This is a genomic window from Delftia sp. JD2, from assembly GCF_001682645.1.
GTDB classification, from domain to species: domain Bacteria; phylum Pseudomonadota; class Gammaproteobacteria; order Burkholderiales; family Burkholderiaceae_C; genus Comamonas; species Comamonas acidovorans.
The window spans coordinates 84,354-103,323 of sequence record NZ_LFJT01000017.1; the positions used below are offsets into that span (position 1 = coordinate 84,354).

At 68.4% G+C, this 18,970-nt stretch carries 16 protein-coding genes; 6 read left to right on the top strand and 10 right to left on the bottom strand.

What is annotated here, in order from left to right; translation table 11 throughout:
- Positions 1-71: 71 nt before the first annotated feature.
- The 6 genes from ACM14_RS11795 to ACM14_RS11820 form a co-directional block, all read right to left on the bottom strand.
- Positions 72-1,016, bottom strand: coding sequence for an FHA domain-containing protein (locus ACM14_RS11795; RefSeq protein ID WP_065346240.1), 945 nt, complete (start codon positions 1,014-1,016; stop codon positions 72-74).
- A gap of 119 nt (positions 1,017-1,135) precedes the next feature.
- The gene (locus ACM14_RS11800) at positions 1,136-3,358 is read right to left on the bottom strand and encodes a TOMM precursor leader peptide-binding protein (RefSeq protein ID WP_065346241.1); all 2,223 of its coding nucleotides are present in this window, start codon (positions 3,356-3,358) and stop codon (positions 1,136-1,138) included.
- Positions 3,315-4,181 (bottom strand): class I SAM-dependent methyltransferase, encoded by an 867-nt coding sequence (locus tag ACM14_RS11805; protein ID WP_254662037.1) that lies wholly within the window; start codon positions 4,179-4,181, stop codon positions 3,315-3,317. Before ACM14_RS11805 ends, ACM14_RS11800 begins: the two co-directional genes overlap by 44 nt.
- Complete coding sequence (locus ACM14_RS11810) at positions 4,156-4,941, bottom strand: BMA_0021/BMA_0022 family TOMM bacteriocin (protein WP_013801906.1); 786 nt, start codon at positions 4,939-4,941, stop codon at positions 4,156-4,158. The genes ACM14_RS11805 and ACM14_RS11810 overlap by 26 nt, the downstream gene beginning before the upstream one ends.
- 17 nt (positions 4,942-4,958) lie before the next feature.
- Complete coding sequence (locus ACM14_RS11815) at positions 4,959-9,047, bottom strand: TOMM system kinase/cyclase fusion protein (protein WP_065346243.1); 4,089 nt, start codon at positions 9,045-9,047, stop codon at positions 4,959-4,961.
- A gap of 165 nt (positions 9,048-9,212) precedes the next feature.
- The gene (locus ACM14_RS11820) at positions 9,213-9,752 is read right to left on the bottom strand and encodes a DUF6886 family protein (RefSeq protein ID WP_043825556.1); all 540 of its coding nucleotides are present in this window, start codon (positions 9,750-9,752) and stop codon (positions 9,213-9,215) included.
- A gap of 110 nt (positions 9,753-9,862) precedes the next feature.
- Here ACM14_RS11820 and ACM14_RS11825 point away from each other — a divergent pair, with 110 nt between their 5' ends.
- Positions 9,863-10,267: a GFA family protein gene (locus ACM14_RS11825; RefSeq protein WP_013801910.1), complete on the top strand. Its 405-nt coding sequence runs from the start codon at positions 9,863-9,865 to the stop codon at positions 10,265-10,267.
- Between the two features lie 11 nt (positions 10,268-10,278).
- On the top strand, positions 10,279-11,421 hold the full coding sequence (locus tag ACM14_RS11830; protein WP_065346244.1) for a DSD1 family PLP-dependent enzyme: 1,143 nt from the start codon (positions 10,279-10,281) through the stop codon (positions 11,419-11,421).
- 75 nt (positions 11,422-11,496) lie between these two features.
- Here the strand turns inward: ACM14_RS11830 and ACM14_RS11835 are convergent, their stop codons facing one another.
- Entirely contained in the window at positions 11,497-12,504 is a 1,008-nt protein-coding gene (locus ACM14_RS11835; protein ID WP_013801912.1) for a tripartite tricarboxylate transporter substrate binding protein, read from the bottom strand.
- 205 nt (positions 12,505-12,709) lie between these two features.
- Between ACM14_RS11835 and ACM14_RS11840 the strand changes: the two genes are divergently transcribed.
- Complete coding sequence (locus ACM14_RS11840; RefSeq protein WP_013801913.1) at positions 12,710-13,609, top strand: LysR family transcriptional regulator; 900 nt, start codon at positions 12,710-12,712, stop codon at positions 13,607-13,609.
- 40 nt (positions 13,610-13,649) lie between these two features.
- Here ACM14_RS11840 and ACM14_RS11845 read toward each other — a convergent pair whose 3' ends face one another.
- Positions 13,650-14,432 (bottom strand): IclR family transcriptional regulator C-terminal domain-containing protein, encoded by a 783-nt coding sequence (locus tag ACM14_RS11845; protein WP_012206162.1) that lies wholly within the window; start codon positions 14,430-14,432, stop codon positions 13,650-13,652.
- Between the two features lie 170 nt (positions 14,433-14,602).
- Between ACM14_RS11845 and pobA the strand changes: the two genes are divergently transcribed.
- The 3 genes from pobA to ACM14_RS11860 all read left to right on the top strand — a co-directional run bounded on the left by pobA (position 14,603) and on the right by ACM14_RS11860 (position 17,218).
- A complete protein-coding gene (pobA, locus tag ACM14_RS11850; RefSeq protein WP_013801914.1) occupies positions 14,603-15,778 on the top strand; it encodes a 4-hydroxybenzoate 3-monooxygenase in 1,176 nt (391 codons plus the stop codon).
- A gap of 120 nt (positions 15,779-15,898) precedes the next feature.
- The gene (locus ACM14_RS11855) at positions 15,899-16,681 is read left to right on the top strand and encodes a 2OG-Fe dioxygenase family protein (RefSeq protein ID WP_043791151.1); all 783 of its coding nucleotides are present in this window, start codon (positions 15,899-15,901) and stop codon (positions 16,679-16,681) included.
- 99 nt (positions 16,682-16,780) lie between these two features.
- Positions 16,781-17,218, top strand: coding sequence for a universal stress protein (locus ACM14_RS11860; RefSeq protein ID WP_012206159.1), 438 nt, complete (start codon positions 16,781-16,783; stop codon positions 17,216-17,218).
- Positions 17,219-17,307: 89 nt separating this feature from the next.
- On the opposite strand, the gene ACM14_RS11865 is transcribed toward ACM14_RS11860, so the two are convergent.
- Positions 17,308-17,862, bottom strand: a complete 555-nt coding sequence (locus tag ACM14_RS11865; RefSeq protein WP_254662038.1) for a bacteriohemerythrin — start codon at positions 17,860-17,862, stop codon at positions 17,308-17,310.
- Positions 17,863-17,972: 110 nt separating this feature from the next.
- Positions 17,973-18,956, bottom strand: a complete 984-nt coding sequence (locus tag ACM14_RS11870; protein ID WP_065346245.1) for a tripartite tricarboxylate transporter substrate binding protein — start codon at positions 18,954-18,956, stop codon at positions 17,973-17,975.
- Positions 18,957-18,970: the final 14 nt, after the last annotated feature.

Consider the following 18,970-nt stretch of genomic DNA (forward strand, 5'->3'; position numbering starts at 1 on the left):
GAAAATTACAGCTGATTACATGCGGCGAGCGATGCGCCGTGTGCCTGCCGTTCTCCGTTGCAGTTCGCCGTTCAGGCGCTGCGCGCCCCGCCTTCGATCTCGAACGCAAAGTCCCCGAAGCGCAGGCTGCCGCGCCGCCGCTCCACCAGGGCGGGCGAGGCAGCGCATTCGGGCAGGGCGCTGAGGATCTGGTGCTTGGCGCGGAAGATCTGGATGTTCACGTACGAGGGCTCCACGCCCAGCATGCGTGAGAGTGCATCCAGTTCTATCCAGCCCTGGCTTGCGGGGGCCAGGCCTTTTTCTGCGTCCTGCTGGCGCACGCGGGCCAGGGTGACCAGGGTGTAGTGGTGTATGCGTTCGCCCAGCGCAATGGGCTTGCCGTCGCTCATGACGGTCAGGCTGGCGTGCTCTTCGTTCTGGCTGACGGTGAAGCGAAAGGACACTTCCGGCGGCTTGGGCGCACGCGGGTCGAAGCTGCTTTCCCGCGTGGATTCCAGGTCGTCGCATTGCACGAATTCCCAGCTGCCAGCGGAGGTGTGGATCATGGCGCCATCGACCAGGGGCTCGGTGCCGTCGCCGGACTCCTGCAGCCAGCGGCCGTCCTCGAAGAAGACGTTGGCTTCGGGCTCCTGCGCGTCGGGCAGCAGGGTGCCGCGCGGGTTCAGGGCCAGGGGGCCGTCCTGGGGCAGGCCCGGGCCGGGGCTCAGGCAGGTGATGGGAGGTCCCAGGTCTTCCACGGTCCAGGCCGCTTCTGCGCCTTCGCCCATGCTGAGCTTGGCGCCCACCGCCAAAACGGTCCAGCGGCCGGCGACCAGGCGCACGCCGTTGAGCATGGTGCCGTTGCGGCTCTGGTCCACGATTTCCCAGGTCTGCCGGTTCCAGCGGAACAGTGCGTGGACCTGGGAGACGTCGGGCGCCTTCATGACGGTCTGGCAGACCGAGGGGTGGCGGCCGAAGGTATGCAGGGGCCGCAGCACGACGATGCGGCCGTCGAGTTGGTTACGAAAGAGGGCCATCGCCTCGAATTCTCCTTGGGGCTTGTGTGAACAGGGGGTGGGCTGGGGGCGCATTGGCCCGGAGCCGGCAGCCTGTTGCCAAGCTGAGAGAGTACATGCCCGCTGCGCTTTCCAGTTTGTCAAACGTACAGAGCCTGCGGATTCAGTTCGGATTCCTGCAGCGGCCGGCTGCGCCAGCCCAGGGCCACGGGTACGTTGCGCAGCCGTGGATTGCCCAGTTCCGGCCAGATATGGCACAGACCGGGAATCACGACTTTGACGGTGTGCAGGGGGATGTCGGGGCGCGAGTGGTCGTAGACGATGGTTTCTAGGCCCAGGCCGCGTGCGATGTCCACGCAGCGCGCAATGGCCTGGGCAATGTCCGGCGGCGTGGTGTCCGGCGTGTGCCCAGACAGTGGCGCAGGCTGTTGCGGCGGCGCATCGGCGCTGTCCGCAGGGTGCAGGAAGGCCTGCAGTGGCTCGGGCACGGCAAAGCTTTTGCCGGCCGCGATCAGCTGGCTGATTTCGGTGAGGGCGCGTTCGCAGGCCAGGGCGCGGTCCAGGCTGCAGCCAAAGCCCACGGCCCATTGGCCGGTGTCAGCGTGGCGGCCCACGGAGACGACCACGGGTATGCCGAAGTCATGCGTGATGTCCAGCAGCCAGTACGACCATTGCGGGCCGCAGCTGCGGTCCAAGCGCTGGCGTGTGGCCTGGGCAATGCCTTGCGCAATGGCGGGCCTGCGGATCTGGCCGTACCACCAGATGGCGGCGGCGTCGCGTTCCACCAGTTCCATGAAGCCTTGCAGGATGGCTTCTTCCCGCGTGTTGCCTGCGGCGCAGCCGTTGGAGGTCCAGCCCACGTGGTGCTGGCTTTGCGCGGGCGCATGGGCCAGGCAGAAAGCCAGCGGCAGGTAGCGGCGCGCATCGGCGGTCAGGGACCAGGCGGGAGCCCACCACAGGGGTTCGCACTGGCCGGCGCTGGGGGCCACGGCATGCGGCGGCCTGTCGGTGGCAAAGCCGGCGGTTTGCCGCTCGCTGAAGCGGGCCAGTTCCGTGGGCGCGATGCAGGGCGCGTCCAGCTCGGCGGCGGGGGCGATGACCACGGCTTCGTCGCCCTGGTGGAAAGCGGCGTAGCGTTCCACCGCTTCGCACATGGCGCTGGCGCGGGCCTGCATGGCCGACAGGCCCTTGCCCAGGCACAGCTGTGTTCCGGAGCCGGCCAGGCTGGTGCTGCCGGGGGCCGGTGTCCTGAAGATTTCGCTGCGGTAGACGGTGAGTGCTTCGTCTGTCTCGGCCGTCAGCGGCGTGACCCGGGCAATCACGCCGGTCAGCGGGCTGACGTGCTGCGACAGGCGCTGCACCGTGGTCTCGGCCGGCACGCTGCGCCAGCCGCCGTCGGCGCGCGCGGCATGCGTGCCGGGAACTGGCGCAATGCGTTCACGCTGGCGCAGGGCCATCAGCCCTGGCGTGCCGCAATGCGGGCACTGCGGGCGGGCGGCCACCGGGTGGGGCTGGTCAGGCTCCAGCGTCCACACGGTTTGCGCCGCATCGGTGTGCGCCAGCAGGCGCTGCACCGTCGGCAGCAGGGCCTGCAGCCGCGTGGCGATGAGGTCGGCGCCGGCGCGAACGGGCGGGCAGCGGTCGCTGTCCTGAGCCTGGCCGTGCTTGCCGCCGCGTGCGGGATGGTTGCGTTGCCAGCGGTGTGCGAGGCAATGCCAGCAGGCCGCTGCCTGGGGTTTGAAAAGCGGTCCCGCCATGGCCTGCTCGCCTGTTGGCCGCACCAGCAGCCAGGGCCGGCCTGCGGCACGCTGGTTGGCGTCAATGGCGCCCAGGCGCGGGTCCAGATAGTCGTCGCAGAAAACGATGGTGAGCGGGGCGGGGGCGGGTGCCTGCGTGGCAACGGCCCCGGCAACGGCCGCAGCCCAGCGGCAGGCGGCTGTGCTGTCCAGCGCTGCAGTCAGCATGACGATGTTGATCTGCTCCGATGCCTGCAGGCGCACGGGCGGGGCCGAGAAATCCGGTTGCAGATAACCGTGGCCGTTCAAGTCGCTGTGCAGCACCGGCTGGACCAGGCCCTGGCGCAGCAGGGGGCCCAGGGCGTGCAGCATCTGTGCAAGCGGCGCATCGGGCGCTGCGGCGCAGTGCTGCATGAGGCTGGTGCCGGCCTGCAGCGGGGCGTTCAGCGCCAGCACGGCGGCGGAGCCCAGGGCCAGGGTGTCGCGTTCGCTGGCCAGCAAAAGGCGGTCGCCCTGCTGCACGGGCGGCAGGAATTTCTCGTGCCAGCGAAAGGCGTGGGCGAACAGGTCCGGGGCCGTGGGCTCAGGCAAGAGACGGTGCTCCGAGTTCAAGGCGGACGACGGCATAGGGGTGCTGGCCGGTGGTGGCGTGGAAGGCGGTCTCGAACAGCTGGTGCTGCTGCGAGAACCGGCCATACAGGTGCTCTTGCAGGCTGATGCGGATGGCGGGGTGGATGCGCTCTATCTGCGCGCCGTCCGCAAAGCCCGAGACGACGGGCAGGCGCATTCCGCCCACCTGCATGGGCAGCCTCGCAAGGGCCGGGTGCACATGGTCGAGCACGACGGTGCACGGCGGGCTGCCGGGCGCGGCAAAGCGCTGGGCCAGCTGCTGCAGCATGGCCTCCAGCGCAGCCTGGGGAAGATAGGGGCAGACGCCTTCCAGCAGCACCAGAACGGGCTGGTTGCCGGGCAGGGCGGCGGTGTCCAGCCAGGAGGTGTCGAGGATGGAGCAGGCGAGGTTGGCTTCAGGGCCTGCAATGTATTGCGCGCGCAGGGCGATGGCGTCGGGCAGGTCCACGTTCAGCCAGCGTGCGGTGCCGGCCTCGGGGGCCAGGCGGTTGCGCCGCGTGCACAGGCCCGCACCCAGCGCAATGCACAGGCCGGACGGATGGGCGGTCAGAAATTCGGTGGTGAGCCGGTCGAACAGCTGCGAGCGCAGCACCACGCTGCGTACAAAGGCGGGGTCGGCCGCATGGGCCTCGCTGGCCTGGGGCAGGGCGGCGGCAATGCGGCGAGCCTCGGGGTCGGCAAAAGGCGGCAGTTCCGGCAGTTCCGAGGAAGCTGCCGGACCTGCCGCCCGGGCACGTGCCGCCAGCGTCAGCAGCAAGGTGGCCGTGGCCCCTTGCAGCTGCGCCGGTGCCGTATCAGCAGGTGAAGGGGTAGGCGTCACCGGTGTTGTTGTAGGAGGTGAGGGCGATGGCCCACAGGTCCTGCTCGGCGGGTGCCACCGGGTAGTTCAGCACGATGCCGTTCTTGATGGCCGTGCCGTCTGCGCGCTGCAGGTTCCATTCGCCGCGTGCCGCATCCCAGGTGAAGGCCTGCTCGGTCTCGAAACGCACCTGGAAGTTGAACGGGTTGTTGTAGCCCAGCCATTGGCTCAGCACGGGGGCCTTGTCCTTGCCATCGTCACGCGTCAGCTCTGCGTGGAACTCGGGCGACTGCCAGGCCAGGGCGATGGCGCGCAGCACCACGCCGCCAAAGGCCAGCAGCGAGTCCGGGCCGCCGCCGGGGATGCCGAGGCCCGTGGGCAGGGCGGCCCTGAGCGTGCCGTTGCTCGGTTCCTCGAACGAGGTGCTGACGCCCATGAAGTTGGGGAACAGCTGGTAGTAGGCGGCCAGCGCTTCGGAGGCGTGGGTCTGGGGCGCCTGGGGCAGGACGATGACGAATTCATCGTCAGGACCGATCCAGCCGGCCGTGAGCACGGGCTTCCATTCGGCGCGCTGGGTGGGGTCGTCGCTCAGGCGCAGCGACACATCGACCTGGGGCCACTGGGTCGGCAGGCTGAAGTCGCGGTGCAGCATGGGCTGGATGTCGCGCTGCCCCAGCAGATCACGGCGGTAGGCGTCATCCTGCCAGGAGCGGGCGATGGCCCGCAGGTAGGCAAGGCGGAATGCGAGCAACGGTTCAGTATTCTGCAGCTGGGTGGTCATGTGACTTCATCCTCGGTTCAAGAAAAATGCGCCTGGCCGGGCCGGGGCCCGGACAGGTGCACGGACAGTTCAGGCCGCAGCGCGGCCAGCTCACTCAGGCGCGCGGCCACGTCCGGCCTGGCGGGTGCCAGGGCCTGCGACAGGGCCAGCGCCTCGGTTTCGGTGCGGTACTTGCCGGCGGTGCGCGCAGTCCCTGCCGCCTGGGCCAGGCTGTCCTGCACGGCTGCGTGGTCGGCGCCCATGGCCAGCAGGAAGCGGGCCTTCTTCAGGTGCAGCTCGCTGCTGTGCAGCCGTTCGTCCAGTACGTCGGCCAGGCGCAGGCATTCGTCGATCTTGTCCAGGGCCTCGGCCCAGCGCCCGCTGGCCGCCAGCATTTCGGCGACGAAGGAGCGGTAGTAGGTCTGGCAGTAGCGGCAGCCCATGTCCCAGAGCAGCTGCGCCGTGCCGCTGGCGCGCTCAATGCCCTCGGCGCTGGCGCTGCCTGCGCCGTCACCCAGCGCCCAGCAGCGGATGATGTCCGCATAGCCCGAGAACGCAGGCAGGCCGTAGCGGGCCGTGATGTCCAGCAGTTCGCCCGTGGTGGCCAAGGCGCTTTCCTTGTCGCCACGTGCCTGGTGGACCAGGGCCTGGTAGAGCAGGGCCATGCTCAGGGATGGGATGTGCGAGACCTCGTGCGCCAGGCGCACTGCGTCGTTCGCATCGGCCAGCGCGGCCTGGTCGAAGCCGGCGAACCAGCGCACCAGGGCGCGCCCGCAGGTAGCCCAGACGCGCGTGTCGAAGCCGAACTCGGCCGCATGGTGGGCATGGGCCACGGGGTCGTAGCGGGTGATGGCGTCGGTCAGCGCTTCTTCGGCCTGCTCGAATCGGCCGTCGGAGTAGTGGGCCAGGCCCAGGTAGGTCTGCGCGGCCACCAGCACGCCCGTGTCCTGCTGGCGCACGGCCTGCTCCAGCAGGCGGTGGCTGAGCTGGCGCACTTCCTCGCGGTTGCTGGCCACGTGGTGGTAGGTGATCAGCATCCACAGGTGCTGCACCTGCTTGTAGTCGGCCACCGCGTTGGCGCCGGGGCCGGCCAGCAGCTCCTGCGACAGCGCGATGCTTTCCACCACCTGGGCATGGGCCCAGCCGTGCTTGTTCATCAGCGCCTGGGTCACGTAGCTGTTGACGTCCAGCCGCGCCTCGCGCTGGGCCACGCCCTGGAGCTGGTGCAGCCAGTCGTCGATGTGGCGCGCGTAGGCAATGGTTTCATCGTTGAGCGAGCGCAGCTGCGTGATGCGCAACTGCCGCACCGCAAGCGCCACGGCCTGGGCATGGTCGCCCGCGTCTGCCCAGTGCTGGGCCACGCCTGCGGGTTCTGCGGCAACGCGCTGGGGCTGGTGCTGCATCAGGGCCAGGGCCACGTCGCGGTGCAGCAGCCGGCGCTGCGATGCCAGCATGCATTCGTAGGCCGTGTCCCGGATCAGCGCGTGGCGGAACATGAAGGCGCCGGCGCCCGCACGTTCATCGGCAATGACCAGGCCGGCCTGGCCCAGCTGCGCCAGTTCCTGCTCGACCTCGCCTTGCGGGCGTTCCACGCAGGCGCACAGCAGGCCGAAGTCGAAGTGCCGGCCCATGGTGGCGGCCAGTTGCAGCAGGGGCTTGAGCGGGCCGATGCGGTCAAAGCGGCTGACCAGCGAGTCGCGCAGGGTCAGCGGAATGGCGGCCGGCAGCCCGGCATGGCGAAAGTCCCAGACGCCGTCCTGCTCCACCAGGTGGGCATCCAGCAGCATGCGCGCCATTTCCTGGATGAACAGCGGCACGCCGTCGGTGCGCTCCACCACGTGGCGGATCACGGCGGGGCTGAGCCTGCGCGGCGCCAGCGTCTGGCGGGCCAGCTCGGTGGCCTGCGCGTCTTCCAGGCGCCGCACGTCCACGCACTCGGCCTGCAGGCCTTCGGGCGGCTGCCATTGCGGCCGCGCCGTGAGCACCAGCAGCACGCGCCGCCCGGGCAGGCGCGCTACCAGTTGCTCCAGCAGTTCGATGCTGGTGGGGTCGGCCCAGTGCACGTCCTCGACGACCAGCAGCAAGGGCTGGGCTTCGGACATGTACAGCAGCCATTGCGCGGTGGACTGCAGCAGCAGCGCCCTTTGCATGACGGCCGAGATGCGGCTGGGCTCGCAGTCGCCCAGGGGCAGCGAGAGCCAGGCGCACAGAATGGGCAGGGCGGCCTCGGCATCGCAGCCTGCGGCGCGCAGGGCTTCGCGCATCTGCTCGCGGTGGTCCTGCGGGGGATCGGCCGCCTCCAGCCGCTGCCGTATCAGGCCCAGGAAAGGGGTCAGCGCAGTGTTGCGGTGCTCGGGCTGGCATTGCAGCACCACGGTGTTCGCGCCCTGTGTCCTGGCGTGGACGAGCAGCATGTCGGCCAGGCAAGATTTGCCGATGCCCGGCTCGCCGCGAATCCACAGCGCATTGCCCCCGGCTTCGCGGGCCCGCGCCCATGCGTCGTTCAGGCGCTGCAGTTCGGGTTCGCGGCCTATGCACTGCAAGGCCGCATCGGACAAAGGCCCTGGCAGTGGCTCGGCTGGCTGTTCCAGCTCCAGGCGATAGGTCTGCATGCCCGTGGGCTGGCCGGGCAGGCGCAGGCTGCCGGCTTTCTCGAAGCGCGCATGGCGGGCCAGCAGGCGATGGCTGCTTTCGCTGGCCAGCAGGGTGCCCGCATCGGCGATGGCCTCCAGCCGCATGGCCACGTTGACGGCATGGCCCGAGGGCGCTTCGCCGCCGACCACCACGGCCATGCCGGTGTGCAGGCCCATGCGGATTCCCAGGTGCAGTCCGTGGACCTGCTCGATGGCGGCCGCGCGGCTGCGGCTGAGCGTCAGCAGCTCCTGCGCCGTCATGCCGGCCTGGCGGGCATCGGTGTCGCTGGTGTGCGGGTAGCCGAAGAGCACCAGCATGCGGTCGCCCAGCGTGCCCGCCAGCATGCCTCCGCGCCGGGTGGCAACGTCGGAGAACAGCGTGAGTTCCTCGCGCTGCAGCAGTTCGATGTCTTCGATGTTCAGCCCCTGCGAGGGCTGGCCTGCGGTGCGTGCCGCGCTGTCCATGCCGTGGATGTCGCTGCCCGGCCACAGGGAGACGCTGCAGCACAGCACGGTGAGCTGGCGCACTTCGGAGAACACGCGTGTGGTGGCCACGGTGCGTGTCAGGTCCGCCTGCTGCACCTGGGCGGCGGCGGGCAACTGGCCCACCAGATCGTCCAGCCGCACGCGCATGAGGTCCCTGAGCAGGGCCGCCGCCGAGTCGCTGCGCTCCGCGGGCCGCTTCTTGAGTGCCTTGCGCAGCAAGGTGGCGATGGGGTGGGTGGAGATGGCCGGCGGCAGCTGCACTTCCTGCGGGCTGAGCTGGCGGTGCACGATCTCGGCCACCGAGGCGCCCTGCACGGCGGGCGTGCCCGTCAGGCATTCGAGGAACATCAGTCCCCAGGCATACAGGTCGGTGCGGGCGCTGGGCGGCTCGCCGCGCAGCTGCTCGGGCGCGCTGTAGGCGGGCGTGCCCAGGCATTCGTCGCCCATGGTGAGCTGCGAGACCTGCGGGCCGGCAAACTGCGGAATGACGGTGCCGATGCCGAAGTCCAGCACCATGGCGTGCCGCACGGCGCCCGTCGAGGTGACCATCACGTTGTCGGGCTTGAGGTCGCGGTGCACGATGCCGGCGGCATGCGCGCAGTCCAGCGCATCGAGCACCTCGGCCATGAGGCGACCGGCCTCGGCGGCAGTCAGCACACCCTGGCGGCGGATCAGGCTTTTGAGGGTCTCGCCGGGCACATATTCGAAGACGCCGTAGACGCAGTCGCCTTGCTCGCCCTTGTCCAGCAACTGGACGATGTGCGGATGGTGCAGGGACGCGCACAGCATGGTCTCGCGGTGGAAGCGCTCCACCTGGCGGCCGCCTTCCTGCAGCCTGACGACCTTGATGGCCACCGATGCACCCGTGCGCCGGTGTCGCGCACGGTAGACGGTGCCGTAGCCACCCGATCCCAAGGTTTCCAGCAGTTCGTAATCGGGTATTTCCAGGGGGGCTGGCGCCACCGGGGTCACCGCAGCTTGCGTGGGGTTGGTGATGGCATCGTGCATTTCAGCCTCGGTTGGGGGTCCTCCTGGAGGGTATCCAGTCGTCCATTTGTCATACGGCAGACCGTGCTTTTGATACCGTTCGTTACTATAGCGTACGTCCGAATGCAATTGACTGTTTTTGCCTACGTGCTTGCCTATGGTTGCCGTCGCCGTGGCGTCCGGCGCTCAGGCCCAGCTGGCCGCATTGCGCAGCCGTATGCCGCTGGCATGCAGCGAGCTGTCCCAGACGCCGCGCAGCGGCTGCAGCGAATCGACGATGCGCAGCTCGGTGCCGCATTCCGCTAGCGCTTGCGGCAGATCGACCAGCAGGTCCCGGCGCAGGGGCTGCACGGCCTGCCGGCTGACGTACATGCCGGCGTCCTCCAGGCTTTCAAACGTATCGGCTGGCAGCTCGTACCGGTGTATCCGGGCCGCTTGCAGGCGCGCGGCCCAGGCGGTCTCCACATAGGCCACGGCCAGCGCTCCATCGGGCAGGGCGTTCAGCCATTGGGCCCTGTCTTCGCTGGTGCTGTGCTCGTGCGGCCATATGACGATGCGCGGGCATTCGCGCGGAAACAGGTACAGCCGCTGATGCGTCTGAGCGATGGCCCACACCAGGGGGCCGTTGAGCCACTCCTGCCCCTGGCGACGGGGTGCCGCCTTCAGGACCGGGCGGGGCTGGAATTGCCGGATATCTCCGTCTTCGCTGAAGTGAAAAAGCTGCATGGCGCGCAGTGTAGGGCGCCGCGGTTTGCAGGTGCTGCGCCATCGCCTATGATGCGCGGCACCTGTGAATAATCACAGCTACTTGCAACCCACGGAAAGGTCCACGCACCATGAACGGTCATTGTCTTTGCGGCGCAGTCAGCTTTGTCTCTCCCCAGGCCCGGGAAATCGGCGCCTGTCACTGTGGATACTGCCGGCGCTGGGGCGGCGGCCCCATGCTCGCGGTGCATTGCGGGCCCGATGTGAAGTTCGAGGGCGGCGAGCACATAGGCACCTATGCCTCCTCCGAATGGGCCGAGCGCGCCTTCTGCAGGCAATGCGGCACGCACCTGTACTACCGGCTGCACGCCACGGGCGAGTACTTCGTGCCGGCCGGCGCCTTCGAGTCGCAGGACTTCGAGCTGGCCACGCAGATCTACATCGACAAGAAGCCCGGCTACTACGACTTCGCCAACCAGACGCCGACCATGACCGAGGCCGAGGTCATCGCCCAGTACGCGCCCCCGCAGGAATGAGGCACAGCCCCATGCCCCTGCACGATGACTCCAGCGGCCTGGCAATGGAGCCTGCCGCACGGCCCGGCGATCCGCTCGACCGGGTCGATACACCCAGCCTGGCGCTGCACCTGACCGTCTTCGACGCCAACCTGCGCACCATGCAGGACTGGGCCGACCGCCACGGCGTGGCGCTGCGCCCGCATGCCAAGGCGCACAAGTGCCCGCAGATCGCGCTGCGCCAGCTGGCGCTGGGCGCGCGCGGCATCTGCTGCCAGAAGGTGAGCGAGGCCCTGCCCTTTGTGGCGGCCGGCGTGCGCGACATCCTGATCAGCAACGAGGTGGTGGGACCCGCCAAGCACGCGCTGCTGGCCCGGCTGGCGCGCAGTGCGCGCATGGCCGTGTGCGTGGACAACGCGGCCAACCTGGTGCAGTTGTCCGAGGCCATGTCGCAGGCGGGCGTGGAGATCGACGTGCTGGTGGAGGTGGACGTGGGCCAGGGCCGCTGCGGCGTCACGGGTGCCGAGGCCGTGCTGGCCCTGGCGCGGCAGGCGCATGACCTGCCGGGCGTGAATTTCGCGGGCCTGCAGGCCTACCACGGCGCGGTGCAGCACCGGCGCAGCCGCGAAGAGCGTGCGCAGGTCTGCCGGGAGGCGGCGCGCCAGGCGGCGGCATGCGCGCAACTGCTGCGCGACAACGGCATGGCCTGCCACACCATCACGGGCGGCGGCACGGGCAGCGTGGAGTTCGACGCGGTCAGCGGCGTCTACACCGAGCTGCAGCCGGGCTCCTATGCCTTCATGGATGGTGACTACGGCGCCAACGAGTGGGGCGGGGCGCTGGCCTTTCGCAGCAGCCTGTTCCTGCTGTCCACGGTGATGAGCACGCCCGCGCCGGACCGCGTCATCCTGGACGTGGGCCTGAAGTCCACCTCGGCCGAATGTGGGCCGCCTGCCGTGTACGGCACGCCGGGCTTGCGCTGCGTGGCCATCAACGACGAGCACAGCGTGGTGCGCGTGGAGCCGGGCGCCCAGGCGCCGGCGCTGGGCAGCGTGCTGCAGCTGCTGCCCTCCCACGTGGACCCGACATTCAACCTGCACGACGAACTGGTGGTGCTGCAGGACGGCGTGGTGCACGCGCTGTGGCCGATTGCGGCGCGCGGGCTGTCGCGCTGAAGACGGCATGAAAGAGGCCGCCGGCCTTGCGGCACGGCGGCTTTTTTGCGTCTGCGGCCTGCTGTGGCCTGTGGCTTACAGCTCTATCTTGGCGCGGCGGATCACGTCGCCAAAGCGCTTGTTCTCTTCGACGATGAAGGCCTTGAACTCTTCGGGCGTGGGGAAGTAGTTCTCGTAGCCGAAGGTCTGGAACTTGGGCTGGATGTCAGGCTCGCGCAGGACTTTCATGGTGTCCTGGCGGATCTTCTCGACCACGGCCGGCGGCGTGGACTTGGAGACGGCAAAGGCATTCCAGCCGGTGACCACGGCGTCGGCCGGGCCGCCGGACTCGGCCACGGTGGGCACGTCTTCATAGCCCTTGAGGCGGTGGGGTGCCAGCACGGCCAGGAAGCGCAGCTTGCCCGAACGCATCAGCGGGCCGGCCGTGCCCGAGGAGCCCAGCGCAAAGGCCAGCTCGCCCGTGGCCACGCTGGTGTACAGCTGGCTGGTTTCCTTGTAGATGACGTGTTCCATCTTGGTGCCCGTCAGCGACTCCAGCAGGGCCGAGCCCAGGTGCACCGGGTTGCCCACGGACCACGAACCGTAGTTCAGCTTGCCGGGGCGCGCCTTGGCGTCGGCAATCAGGTCGGCCACGGTCTTGTAGGGGCTGTTGACCGGCACGCAGACGAAGAAGAAGGTGCGAAACAGCGGCAGGACGACTTCGAAGTCCTTGTCGATGTTGTAGGGCAGCTTTTTGAACAGGTGGGGATAGGCGGCCAGGTGGACGTTGTCCAGCTGGATGATGTCCGTGCCGTCGGTGGCGCCGCGCTTGAAGGCCTCGATGGCGATGAAGCCGTTGCCGCCGGGGCGGTTTTCCACGATGACGGGCTGGTTCCACAGGCGCGCCAGCTTGTCGGCCACCAGGCGCGAAGTGCCGTCCGGCCCGCCGCCCACGGGGAACGGATTGATGATGCGCACCTGCTTGGTGGGCCAGTTGGCGGCGGCACCCGATTGGGCACGCGCAGGCGCCAGCGCGCCCAGGGCCAGGGCGCCAAGGGCGAGGCCCGCCTGGCGGCGATTGATGCTGAAGGCGCTGTCTTTCATGGTTTGTCTCCGAGTCGCTGTTGGGCTTGCTGGGTGGCTTGGCCCTATGCCGGGAATGCACGGGCCGCTCTTGTTTTTTTACGCTCTCTTGCGGGAGCGGCTGGATCATCCAGTCGCCGCATTGTGTCAGTTCGCCGCAAAGCACCTAGCCATGGCTGCCGCTAGCAGCTATAGCAAAATGGCATAAGTGAGGAGACGATAGAACATGAATTTGCAGCAGATAGAGACCTTTGTGCATGTGGCCGAGACCGGCAGCTTCAGCAAGGCGGCCGTGCTGCTGGAGACGGCCCAGCCCGCACTGAGCCGCCAGGTGCGGGCGCTGGAGACCGAGCTGCGCGAAACCCTGCTGATCCGCACCGGCCGCGGCGTGACGCTGACCGACGCGGGCCGCCGCCTGCTGGAGCACGGCCACGCCATCATGCAGCGTGTGGCGCTGGCCAAGGAGGATCTGGGCAGCCAGCGCGACGAGCCCGTGGGCCGCATCGTGGTGGGCCTGCCGCCCAGCCTGGCGCGGCGCCTGACGCTGCCGCTGATCGACCTGTTCAGCAAGGACATGCCTAAGGCCCGCCTGGCCGTGGTCGAGGGCTTTTCCATGAACATTGCCGAATGGCTGACTTCGGGCCGCATGGACCTGGGCCTGGTCTATACGCCCGAGCCGCATCCGCACATCGAGGTCACGCCCGTGCTGGAAGAGCGCCTGTGCCTGATCGGCCCGGCGCGCACCCTGGGCGGGCGCAGCGGCGTGCGCTTTGACGAGCTGTCGCAGTTTCCGTTGATCATGCCGCAGCACGGCCAGATCTTCCGCAAGCTGATGGAAGCGCAGGCCACGCTGTCCCAGGTCAAGCTCAACGTGGTCTGGGAAGTGTCCAGCGTGCCGGCCATCCTGGACCTGGTGCGCGGCGGCTACGGCTACGCCGCGCTGACCGACAGCGCCATGCGCAGCCACCTGACCGATGCCGAGCTGGTGGGCATTCCCATCGAGTCGCCCCATGTGGTGAGCACGCTGTGCCTGGCGCAGTCGGCCAAGAAAAAGGCCACGCCGCTGATCCGAAAGACCTCGCTGGCCCTGCGCGAACTGAGCCAGCAGGTGTGCGCGCCGCTCTGAGCGGCTGCAGCGACGGCGGCAGGTCGCAGGTCTGCAGGCCTCAGAGCAGCGGCCGCAGCTCCCGCGCCGCCTCCTGCAGCAGCGGCAGCAGCTCGGCCGCCATGTCGGCGGGCGCCATGCGCTGGGGCGAGGTCACGATGTTGAGCGCGGCCACCGTGCGGCCCTCCATGTTGCGCAGCGGCACGGCCAGGGCCTGCACGGCCAGCTCATGCTCTTCCAGGGCCAGGCAGAAATCCTGGCGGCGCACTTCGTCCAGCACGCCTTCGAGCGCTGCGCTGTCGGTGACCGTGTGGGCGGTCAGGCGCCGCAGATCGTGCGATGCCAGCCATTGCCTGAGCTCGGCCGCAGGCAGGGCGGCCAGCAGCACGCGGCCCGTGGAGGTGGCATGGGCGGGCAGGCGGCTGCCCAGGTGCAGGCCGTGGGCCATGAGGCGCTGGCCGCGCTCGTGCAGGGCGCTGCGCGCGACGATGACCACCTCGTGGCCATCGCGCACCACGCAGGAAAACGACAGCTGGGTCTGCGCCGCCAGCCGGTAGAGCACGGGCTGGACGATGCGCGGCAGCCGCGCCGAGGCCAGGTAGCTGCCCGACAGCCGCAGCACCTTGGGCGCCAGCCAGAAATGGCTGCCGTCCGTCTCCAGGTAGCCCAGGTGCGTCAAGGTCAGCAGATGGCGGCGCGCGGCCGTGCGCGTGATGCCAGAGCGCTCGGCCGCCATGGTGGCGTTCAGGCGCTGGCGCTCGGTGTCGAAGCTCTCCAGCACGGCCAGGCCCTTGGCCAGTCCGGCGATGAAGTCATCCGGGTCGATGGGAAAGGGCTGGTTCATGGGCGGGGAGGGCGGGCATACAGGTAGTGCGCGATTGTCGCGCAGATTGCGCGATCACCGCGCAACGCGTGCTGCAGCCCCTCGTCTTTGCGCTGCCTCAAAACTAATCTTGGGCGCAGGCCATGGCATGAACCGGCCATGACATCGAACAACGCAACGGAGACAAATCAATGCGCACCCAAGTCGCCATCATCGGTGCAGGCCCTGCCGGCCTGCTTCTCGGCCAGCTGCTGTACCGCGCGGGCATAGACAACGTCATCATCGAGCAGCGCAGCGCCGACTACGTGCTGGGCCGCATCCGTGCCGGCGTGCTCGAACAGGTCACCGTGGACCTGCTGGAGCAGGCCGGTGCCGACGCCCGCATGCGCGCAGAAGGCCTGCCGCACGACGGCATCGAGCTGCTGTTCGGCGGCCAGCGCCACCGCATCGACCTGCATGGCCTGACCGGCGGCAAGCGCGTCATGGTCTACGGCCAGACCGAGGTCACGCGCGACCTGATGGAAGTGCGCGCCGCCGAGGGCCTGACCACGGTCTACGAGGCCAGCAACGTGCAGCCCGTGGGCTTCGATGGCGACAGCCCCGTCGTGCGCTATGAGAAGGACGGCCAGGTCCATGAGCTGCAATGCGACTTCATCGCCGGCTGCGACGGCTTTCACGGCATCTGCCGCGCCAGCGTGCCCCAGGACAAGGTGCGCACCTTCGAGAAGGTCTACCCCTTCGGCTGGCTGGGCCTGCTGTCGGACACGCCGCCCGTCTCGCACGAACTGATCTACGCCCAGACCGAGCGCGGCTTCGCACTGTGCAGCCAGCGCAGCGCCACGCGCAGCCGCTACTACCTGCAGGTGCCGCTGACCGAAAAGGTCGAGGACTGGAGCGACGAAGCCTTCTGGAACGAACTGCGCCTGCGCCTGGATCCCGAGGCACGCGAGCGCCTGGTGACCGGCCCCTCGCTGGAAAAGAGCATTGCCCCGCTGCGCAGCTTCGTGACCGAGCCCATGCGCTTCGGCCGCCTGTTCCTTGCCGGCGACGCGGCCCACATCGTGCCGCCCACGGGCGCCAAGGGCCTGAACCTGGCCGCCTCGGACGTGGGCTACCTGTCCAGCGCCTTCGCGCAGTACTACCGCGACAAGGCGCCCGAAGGCATCGACGGCTACTCCGAGCAATGCCTGCGCCGCGTCTGGAAGGCCGAGCGCTTTTCGTGGTGGATGACCTCGCTCATGCACCGCTTCCCCGACGCGGGCGGCTTCGACACCAAGGTGCAGGAGGCGGAACTGGACTACATCGTCAACTCCCGTGCAGGCTCGACCTCGCTGGCGGAGAACTATGTGGGGTTGCCGCTGGTGTGAGCCCAGGGCAATAGCGAGGGGCAGCGCCCGCATTGATGCGCGCCTGTCGCCACAGCATTGCGCAAATTTGCAGCCCGCCTCGCCCGGACGGGTGCGGGCGAGGAGTAAGCTTGTCGGGTTATGGCGCACATCACGTTTCCCCCTCCCTATATCGCCCCCCAGAATGCAGCGCAGTCGCTGCGCGACGCAGGCTATGCGGTGCTGCGCCCCGATGAATTCGCGGCCTGGGCAGGCGTGTCATTGACCGAGCTGCATGCGCTCGATGCCGACTGGGCCCAGCTGCCGCCCGATGCCTTTCTGAAGGACGGCGGGCGCTACCGGCGCCGCCGCCATTCCTGCTTCATCGCCGGGCAGGACGGGCTGCAGCAGGTGGAGCACCGCGCGCACTGGCAGCCGGTGGAATACAACGCCCTGCATGGCGGCATGCTGCGCATGTTCGATCCCATGCGCGACGCCACGGCGCAAAGCGCCACCTGGAGCCGGCTGCTGCTGGCGCTTGCCGGCCTGTCCGACCAGGTGTTCTGCGCCCAGGGCGATGATGTGCAGCACGAGCGCTGGTTCATCGAGTCCCACCAGTTCCGCATCGACACCACGGACGGCATTGGCCGGCCCACGCCCGAAGGCGCGCACCGCGACGGCGTGGACCTGGTGGCCGTGATCCTGGTCGGGCGCGAGGGCGTGAAGGGCGGCGAGACACGCATCTTCGAGGCCACGGGCCCCAGCGGCCAGCGCTTCACGCTGACCGAGCCCTGGTCGGTGATGCTGCTGGACGATGCCCGCATGATCCACGAGACCACGCCCATCCAGCCCGAGCAGCCGGGCGGCGTGCGCGATACCCTGGTGCTGACCTATCGCCGCCAGGGTTTCCAGGGCTCGGAGCTGACGCGTCGCCGCAAGGATTGATGCAGCTCAAGACGCTGGCGCATGATGGGCGCACACTTTGGTTCATCGACCCGGCCGCCCCCGATTGTTGACGGCGGCCAAGCACAAAGGAGAAAACGCATGTTCAAGCACATCCTGGTTCCCGTGGACGGCTCCAACAGCTCGATGCTGGCGGTTCACAAGGGCGTGGAGCTGGCCAAGGCCTTTGGCAGCACGCTGACGGCGGTCTACGTGGTGGACCCCTATCCGTTCACGGGCGTGGGCGCCGACTTCGCCTACGGCCAGTCGCAGTACCTGAGCGCGGCCACGGCCGAGGCCAACACCACGCTGGACGCCGTCAAGAAGATCACCGACGAGGCCGGCATCACCGCCACCACCGTGGTGGGCGAAGGCCATGCGGTGCACGAAGGCATCGTGCGCGTGCTCGAGAGCACGGGCGCCGACCTGATCATCATGGGCTCGCAAGGCCGCCGTGGCCTGGAAAAGCTGATGCTGGGCAGCGTGACCCAGCGCGTGCTGGGCGCCGTGCGCGTGCCGGTGCTGGTGGTGCGCGAGTAATCACCGGGCCGCTCGGCCCTTCGCCGGGTGAAACGTCAACGGCTCCCTCGGGAGCCGTTTTTGTTGATGCGCTGCAGGGGGGAGGACGATCAGCGATTGAGCAGCCGTGCCAGCCAGCCCTTTTTCCTGCGCTGCAGTTCCAGCTCCTGCAGTACTTCGTTCTTGAGCCTTTCCTTCTCGGCGGCAGGACTGGACTCGCGCGCCATGCGCAGATAGGCCTTGGCCGAGTCCACGTAGCCGGTGTCTTCGTTGCGGATGTGGTTGAACAGCCAGCGCGAGAGCATGCCGTGCAGCTCGGCGGCCACGTCCTCGCCCGCATCGAAGCGGGTCTGCATCTCGATCACGCGGCGCGTGAACAGCTCGTGCACCTTCTTGTGCGGGCCGGCGAACATGTAGCCGGCGCTCTCGATCAGGCTTTCCTCGAACACGAAGTGCGAGACGGTGTAGTCGATCATCTCGCCGATGACATCGCCCAGGGCCTCGCGGTCGGGCGACGAGCGCAGCTCGTAGAGCTTGTTGATGTAATCGACGATGCGGCGGTGCTGCCGGTCGATTTCTGCAATCCCGGTGTCCAGCTCGGGGACCCAGACCAGCAATGCCATGACGTTCTCCAGGAATTCGGTGATTTCCAGAGAAGTATTCACGGGACTGTCACATAGCTCCTTGATGCAGATCAGGCTGATCTGCATCAATGAAATGCGGCGTTGGCCATTGCAGGCGGTGCCGGGCATGCCGCCCTGGCACCGCAGGCATGTCACTCGATCTTGGCGCCCGAGGACTCGACGATCTGCTTGGACTGCTTGAAGTCGGCCTGGAACATCTTGTCGAAGTCGGCCACGCTCATGGACTGGGGTTCGGCGCCCTGGGTCTGGATGGCGTCGCGCACTTCGGGCATGGCCAGCAGCTTGTTCACTTCGGCGTTGACCTTGGTCACGATGGCTGTGGGCGTGCCCTTGGGCATGAACAGGCCGTACCAGGTGCTCACGTCAAAGCCCTTGAGGCCCGATTCAGCCAGCGTGGGCGTGTCGGGCAGCGAGGACGAGCGCTTGGCCGAGGTCACGGCGATGGCGCGCAGCTTGCCGGCCTTGATCTGGCCGATGGCCGATGGCACGGAGGACACCAGCAGGTCCACGTTGCCGGCCAGCGCGTCCATCAGGGCCGGGTTGGAGCCCTTGTAGGGCACGTGCACCAGCTGGATGCCTGCGGCCTTCTCCAGCAGCACGCCCGAGATGTGGATGCTGGTGCCATTGCCCGGCGAGCCGTAGGTCACCTTGCCCGGGTGCTGCTTGGCAGCGGCCACGATGTCGGCCAGGGTCTTGTAGGGCGAGTTCACGCTGGTGGCGATCACGATGGGCGTGTAGGCCACGTGGGCCACGGGCACCAGGTCCTTGACGGGGTTCCAGGGCAGGTTCTTGTAGAGATAGGGGCCCAGGACCACGTTGTCCTTCTGGCCCATGACCATGTCGTAGCCCGTGGGCGCTGCCTTGGCGGCCTCGGTGATGCCGATGGTGCCGCCTGCGCCCGCGCGGTTGTCGGGCACCACGGTCCACTTGCTGACTTCGGTGAGCTTGTTGGACACCACGCGCGCGAGGATGTCGGTGCCGCCGCCGGGCGGGAAGGGCACGATCATGCGCACGGGCTTGTTCGGATAGTCGGCAGCCGCACCTTGGGCGGCTGCGGAAAAGCTCATGCCCATGGCGGCGGCCACGGCGGTGCAGGTGATCAGTTGGCGGAACATGAAAGAAGAAACTC